The sequence below is a fragment of the Chitinophaga sp. genome (assembly GCF_036569125.1).
GTDB lineage: Bacteria > Bacteroidota > Bacteroidia > Chitinophagales > Chitinophagaceae > Chitinophaga.
On the sequence record NZ_DATCRF010000482.1, the window covers coordinates 1 to 6,949 of the forward strand.

At 44.9% G+C, this 6,949-nt stretch carries 6 protein-coding genes; 3 read left to right on the top strand and 3 right to left on the bottom strand.

The window, feature by feature from the left end:
* Together VIM87_RS18045 and VIM87_RS18050 are read left to right on the top strand one after the other, a co-directional pair.
* The coding region (locus VIM87_RS18045; protein ID WP_331998347.1) for an SDR family oxidoreductase at positions 1-438 on the top strand (438 nt) is incomplete at its 5' end.
* A gap of 16 nt (positions 439-454) precedes the next feature.
* Positions 455-778, top strand: a complete 324-nt coding sequence (locus tag VIM87_RS18050) for a nuclear transport factor 2 family protein (protein ID WP_331998348.1) — start codon at positions 455-457, stop codon at positions 776-778.
* 116 nt (positions 779-894) lie between these two features.
* Here the strand turns inward: VIM87_RS18050 and VIM87_RS18055 are convergent, their stop codons facing one another.
* The 3 genes from VIM87_RS18055 to VIM87_RS18065 all read right to left on the bottom strand — a co-directional run bounded on the left by VIM87_RS18055 (position 895) and on the right by VIM87_RS18065 (position 3,995).
* Positions 895-1,383, bottom strand: a complete 489-nt coding sequence (locus tag VIM87_RS18055; RefSeq protein ID WP_331998349.1) for a hypothetical protein — start codon at positions 1,381-1,383, stop codon at positions 895-897.
* 118 nt (positions 1,384-1,501) lie between these two features.
* Entirely contained in the window at positions 1,502-2,134 is a 633-nt protein-coding gene (locus tag VIM87_RS18060) for a response regulator transcription factor (RefSeq protein WP_331998350.1), read from the bottom strand.
* Entirely contained in the window at positions 2,127-3,995 is a 1,869-nt protein-coding gene (locus tag VIM87_RS18065) for a sensor histidine kinase (protein ID WP_331998351.1), read from the bottom strand. Before VIM87_RS18065 ends, VIM87_RS18060 begins: the two co-directional genes overlap by 8 nt.
* A 330-nt stretch (positions 3,996-4,325) precedes the next feature.
* On the opposite strand from VIM87_RS18065, the gene VIM87_RS18070 reads away from it, so the two are divergent.
* Positions 4,326-6,949, top strand: a 2,624-nt coding sequence (locus VIM87_RS18070) for a WGR domain-containing protein (protein ID WP_331998352.1), incomplete at its 3' end; no start/stop codon positions are given.

A 6,949-nucleotide genomic window follows, 5' to 3' on the forward strand; every position in this document is an offset into this window, starting at 1 on the left:
AGATTGGACCGTGGATTTTTACCGCAAATGCTTGAGCAGGAGAACGGGGTGATCATTCACATTGCTTCTATCCAGGGACGGCTTCCCTTGTATGATGCAACGCTTCCATATGCGGCAGCTAAAGCTGGCCTGATCAATTACAGCAAGGGGTTGTCGAAAGAAGTGGCTTCTAAAGGGGTACGGGTGCTGACAGTTTCCCCAGGATGGATCAGGACTGAAAACGTTAAATATTTTCTGGAACGGATTGCTAAGAGTTCAAATTGTTCTATTGAGGAGGCTCAACAAAGCGTTATAGATGCCCTGGGTGGAATACCCTTCGGAAGGCCGGCCGAGCCCGAAGAAGTAGCTGAACTGGTTGGATTTCTGGTTTCTCCGGGAGCGAACTATTTAACAGGGACTGAATTCGTTATCGATGGCGGCACACTACCAACAATTTAAAAAACAATAACAAATCATGAATTTACCAAAAGTAATAGCTGACCTAGTAACAGCTCAAAACAAATTCGACAGTTTAGCTTATGCTAACTGTTTTTCTGAAACAGCCGTTGTGTTTGACGAAGGAAAAACGTATACTGGAAGGAAGGCTATCCAGGAGTGGATCGACGGATCAAATAAAAAGTACAAATCGGTAATGAAGCCTCTGTCAATAGCTCATGAAGGTAAAACAAGCGTTTTATCTGCAGAGTGTTCAGGAACATTCGATGGAAGCCCAATTATCTTAAAATTTCATTTTGATATAAAAGATGGACTTATTCAAGCTTTAAAAGTAACGGGCTAGCTGTATAATAAAATACATGTTGCTTCATGAAGTGCCAAAGCAAATGCAGATCGCAAAAAAAAGCGCAAGATCTACTTGCGCTTTAGGTTTAGGTAAGGCGGAGCTTAAATAAATTATTATTTCCCCTGGTATGCAAAATTCTTAGTTTCGCTTTGGCCCACAGCAACTACCAGATTCTCGACATTCGTTTCCACCTTACCACCTATTTCAGCCTTATAGCTGATGGTGATGGGACCCCCGCCTTCTGCATTGGAATAACCCACACTCAGACTGCCAAAATCAAGCGGGTTAATAGTTTCAACGATATATGTTTTAGTGCTGCCGGTAAATTTTTTCTCATCTAACAGGATCGTAGTTTCATTACCCTGTGATTGTCCGTTTACTTTCCAGATAGCGGAGCCATATTGGCTGGCATCATGATTTCCCCCGCCTACCGCGAAATCGACCTGGTCATCTGAAGTAGCGCCTGTTACAGTAAGGGTGAATTTCATAGATATTTTACTGGGTTTGGGATCGTCTTTGTCGCTACAGCCGGTAAATATAAAGCTGATCATTGTAACCAGGCACAAACAAAGAATGATGCGTTTTGCTTTTTTAGTTTCCATTTCCTTGTGTTAAAGGTGATTAATTAACGCAAAGGTAAATGGGGGTGCTGCCCGGGACAATACCTGTAAACAGTCATTTTTACCCTCCTAATTATAGGAGGTATGCAGGCTTGGGTGGCTAAAGCAGCTTTTCCTGTACCATTAACATCAAAAGTTCGGCGGTGTTTTTTACCTCAAATTTTTGCAGCAGGTTTTTGCGATAGGTATCAACCGTGTAGCGGCTTAAATACAATTCATCTGCGATCATAGCCGTTGTTTTGCCTTCCGCAAGTAATTGCAGCAGCTGTTTTTCCCTTTTGGTAAGCGTGGGCAGGGGCTTTGTGCCTTTTACCAGCGCATCAATAATAAGCTCTTTTATTTCAGGACTAAGCACCGTTTCGCCGCGCTGAGCTAAGGCAATGCTGTTAAGGATCTCTTCTGCAGGCGCGCTTTTCAGCATATATCCCGTAGCGCCGTTCTGCAACAGGTTCAATACTGTACTTCGCTCGGCCAGGTTGCTCATTCCCAGCACGCATACTCCCGGCATCAGCGTTTTGATCTGTTTGCACAGGTCTACGCCATTCCCATCCGGCAGCGTAATATCCAGTAAAACGATGTCCACGCTGTTTTCCTTAATAAAGGCCAGAAAGCTGGCTGCATTAACAAAACTCAGCACAGTGTACTGCGGATCGGTTTGCAGCAGATGTTTGATGCCTTCGATCACGATGGGATGATCATCTACAATAGCCAGCACTTTTTTATTTTCAGACATAGAGCTCAATGTTTACAGAAGTTCCTTCATCAATGGCAGAGGTGATATCTACTTTGCCTTTGAGATATTGGACCCGGTTATAAATGTTACTCAAACCTATTCCATTCGTGTGTTGGGTAGTATCCATATTAAATCCCCTGCCATTATCTTCAACCGTGATCAGGAAATTTTCGTTATCCTGGATGCATTGTACAATGATCCTGGTAGCATCGCTATGCCGGATGGCATTGGAAAGCAGCTCCTGTATAATACGGTAAATATTGATCTGGGTGCTCAGTGGCAGCTCTTTACGGATCCCGTTTGCCTGGAATTCTATTTTCCTGTTTTTGTCGGCCATAGCAGCGCAGAGGTCCTGCAATGCCGTTTCCAGGCCCAGCCGCATCAGGCTTTCCGGCATCAGGTTCCGGGCAATGCGTCTCAATTCTCCTATAGAATCCTCCAGCTGAAGAAGGATCTCATCTGTAACCGGCGTATTATTTTTATGCTGCCCCGAAAGCTTCAGCTTAATACCAGACAAGGCCCCGCCAAGTCCGTCGTGCAGGTCGCGCGCTACACGTGTGCGTTCCCGTTCCTCGCCTTCCAGCATAGCCTGGGTAAGCCTGAGCTCCTGCTGCTGTTCTACTTCCCGGAGCTGCAGCTCCGCTTGTTTTTTGCTGTTCCGGTAAATATAGATCAGGAACACCGTGATGAGCAGCAGCGCGCCCACACCCACGCCCAGCAGCCAGTTGAGCAGCAGCTGATCTTTATTCTTTAGCAGCACCTGCTGTTTTTCAACCTGCAGCCTGGCAATTTGTTTCTCCTTTTCGGAAGTCTTATATTTTGTTTCAATATCGTGTACTTCCAGGATCGTTTGATTATACTTTACACTATCCCCATAAGTGCTGTGTTTTTTTAAATACTGGTAAGCGGTTTTATAATCCCCCAGCTTTTCAGAAAGATCTGCTATGTCTTTTGATGAGCCAAGGATGATTTCATTATGCTCGTCTTCAAGGGCTATTTTATATAAAAAGAATGCCACCTCTCTTGCCTCCCGGTAGTTTTTCCTGGCAATTGCAAGCTCCTGTTTTGAAAAGTAAACGTCATAGTAATTGCTCCGGATGTCGAATGTTTTCAGCTCTTTCATTGCATTGGACAGCATGGCCTCCGCTTCATCCAGTTTATTAACTCCTATATAATAACGGGCCGCGTATGCATAATATCTGCCGGAGAAGGGAATGGGATGTCCGATCTTATCAAGACAAACTTTCATGCTGTCCATATATTCCTTCATCCTGGTCAGGCTATCCATACTATACATGATCCAGATACCATTGAGGTAAGAGGCAAACTTTTGTTCAGGAGGGTTATTTTCACGCTCTGCCAGGGTAATACTTTCCCGCATATAGGGGTATGCTTTCTGGAATGCGCCCAGGTTGCTAAAGCTTGTTGAAATATTCATGAGCGTGGTTTCATAGCCCAAACGATCCTGGATCTTTTCAAATCTTGGCAGGTTGGAGATCAGCAGCTCAGCGGACTTCTTAATATTTCCGTTGGTAGCATAGATTGTTGCCAGGTTATTTACTGCATATACCGTATATTTTATGGCCTGCGGGGTCGTTTGCCCCTGCAATTGGGAAACTACCTTATCGTTATAGTATATGGCGCTATCCGCATGAATTAATACCGTGTGCAAATACCCCAGGATCTGGTCTGTGCGGGCCTTATGGATCAGGGAAACAGTGTTCTTTGATAGTGCAAGGGCGCTATAGGCAGCCTGAAATGCGTGGGCAGAATCATTTTGCATCAGGTATTCCCTTGCTATATTATTCTGGGCGGTGATCCGGGCGGTATCGGTTTTTGCATTTTGGATGACCTGGGTCAAACTATCTATCTTACTAGGTGTTTGGGCATAAACAAATGGCCGGAGCAATAGAAAAGAAGCGATTAGAAAGATCGCTCTTTTCATTCCTTGGTTGTGCATTCAGTACATTTTGCGTAAATATACGTGCAAACTTCTTTATTTTAATTAACGCCGTTATCACTTATGCTTTACCGTTACGGTATTAAATTTATATTGAAATATTTTAAAATATCATCTTTTGTATTATCTTGACCCACAAACGGCCCCTCCATTATAATTGTCATAACTGCAAGTAGTAAAATAAAATTGTTAGCCAGGCAATAACAGGAACAGTGGCGTAAAAATAGTTACATGAGAAGGAGATTTATTTACCAGGACGGACAATCAAATAAGTTTTGGGACATTGAAATTACCGGCAACCGGTTTACAGTTTATTTTGGTAAAGCCGGCACACAGGGACAAACGCAAACCAAGGAATATACCTCAGAAGAGGAGTGCAGGAAAGCAGCTGAAAAGCTGATCGCTGAAAAAACCAGGAAAGGATATACGGAGCTTGCGGAAGAAGCCCATACTGAACCAGCCGGGTTTACCATACCACCCCATTTGTATAATGATCTGTTGGCAGCGGCCGCATACCTGGAAGAAAATGCTCCGCAGGAGCGTGAGGTTGTGGCTGTAAGCGAAGAGAATATTGAAGAAATGGAAACCACTGCCGGTTTTCAGATGCCGGAAGCATTCGTTGATTTCTGGCTCGAAAAAGGCTCCCTTTTCTTTAGCAAGGATGATCTTATATGCACCGTTTATGCTTTTAATGCAGAAGGGCAGAATGCCAACAACCTGTATAACTTTTTAACCTTTTACCAGAATTTTTACCGCTGTAAATTTGAGCTGCTGGAAGCGGAAAAAGGCTTCTTTTCAAGGGCCTGCTGGGTATTAGGCATGATCATTAAGGGAGATGAGATGAGGATCTTTGCAGCGGATCCTTTAGGAACGGTACATACGATCCATTTTGCACAATCATTAAAGCAAACGGATGATGAGGCATTCCTCGGGGCCTTATCACCCCTGCTGGAAGCAAAGGTGACGCTGAGGTCCATTATGGGCACTGCTGCATTTGAAGCATTATCCCAAAACAATGAAGATACATTGGAGAACGGATCCGATGCAGCAACAGAAGGGGATGAGGAAAAAGAAACACAGCGCTTTCTCGAACAGCACGGCATAAAAGCAGTCTCCTATGACGAAGTGCTGGCCTTACTGAACGTAGAGAATTTGTTTGACTATTGGGAAGATGAGGATAATTCCTACGCCAGCAACTATGAAAGTGAAAAGGAATACCTGGAAGATTACTGTTCCATCTATTATTGCGGGGGAGATCTGCATATTGACGGGCCCCTGGAGATCCCGCATGTTGGCAGACCCCTTATTGTAGTGAATGGGAATATGAACATACAGGGAAAGCTTGCCGCCAGCTATGGTACGCCGGCACAGTATTATGTTACCGGCAATACCACGGTTGATTTTATTGACCTGGGCTATTTTCAGAAAACCATCGGCACTGAAACCATCCGGTACGTTGCATCTGCCTGGGGGCAGGATGATGAAATGGTGCATAGTATGCCTTCCCGGAACATTAATGCGCCCTATTTTTTCTCGTGGTTCTACGACCTGGCCTGTTTTGAATTTTCACCGCAAACGCTTATCACGGCCCTGTACAATTACGATGCGTTAGAGCGGTATGAGACAGACAACGCCTTTTTAATGTGGCATGAATATGCAAATGCATTTCATCCTGACTTTTGCTACAAGGTGGAGGCATCCCATTATGATGTGCTGAATATTAGTCCGCAACGCATCTATGAAGCACTGAAGAATAACCAGGAAGTGCTCATTAAAGGTGTTACGCCCGAAGGAATTAAACTAACCCGTACCGGCATCCGTTTGAAAAAGGAGGGAGATGCTTCCGGCGCCTATCAATGCTTTAAAGAAGCATTTACAAAGGCCCCCGCTTACTATCCTGCTTATTTTCATGCAGGCAGCTGCCTGTTTGAACAAAAAGCCTACGCACAGGCTAAAGAGATATTTGCCAAAGGCATCCCGTTTACGCCGGAGAAACTGGGCTATGAGGGTGAATGTATGGAGCAGGCAGCCCTCTGTGCTGTTCGCACCGGTGAATATGAACAGGCGATAGAGTGGGGGAAGCTTGCAGTACAGAAGAATGCATCGGCATATTTTGCTTTGCGTGTAGTGGGAGAAGCGCTTATTGGCCGGAACAAGCTGAACGAAGCTAAAGGCCAGCTGGAAAGATCCATTGAAATAAGAAGCATTTTTACCAATAACTGGTTACTGGGATTGGTTTATCATCTGCAGGGCGATAAGAAAATGGCGGATCATTTCTATAAAGCAGCAGCCATGCACAGTGCTAAAGCACAACCCTATGCAGAGCACACCAGCCTGCACTATTTATACGGAGATCCCACAACGGTTAACTGGGATACACAACGCCCGGTATCGAAAGTAAAAGACCAGGCATACTGGGACCAGTATTTTGCTGAGATGCTGGATCAATATGGTCCGGATATGTATAAGAAGACGGGTAAATTTCAGCTGGACTGGCTCAGTGATAAGCTCTTCACCATACCGGAACAATACCGTACAAAAGAGATGCTGCAGCAGCTGCTCGATCATCAGGCAAACGGGAAGTATGACGTGAGCGGCCTGGTGATCCGGTGTTTCCCTCCCGGCTTGTACACAGCAGAAATAATACTGCAGGCAGTTAACCGTGAGGAGCCTTGTTTCTACCAGGATATTCCGGCAGCATTCCTCTCAGAACAGATCTACCGGGTGCATCCGCATGGCATCGATCTGGCTTATGTGCCGAAGGATCAGTTAAGCTATGAATTGTGTTTCCGGGCGGTAAGCGGCCATCAGTATAACTATAATCATGTACCTGCGGCTTTCCGAGATGAGCGGAT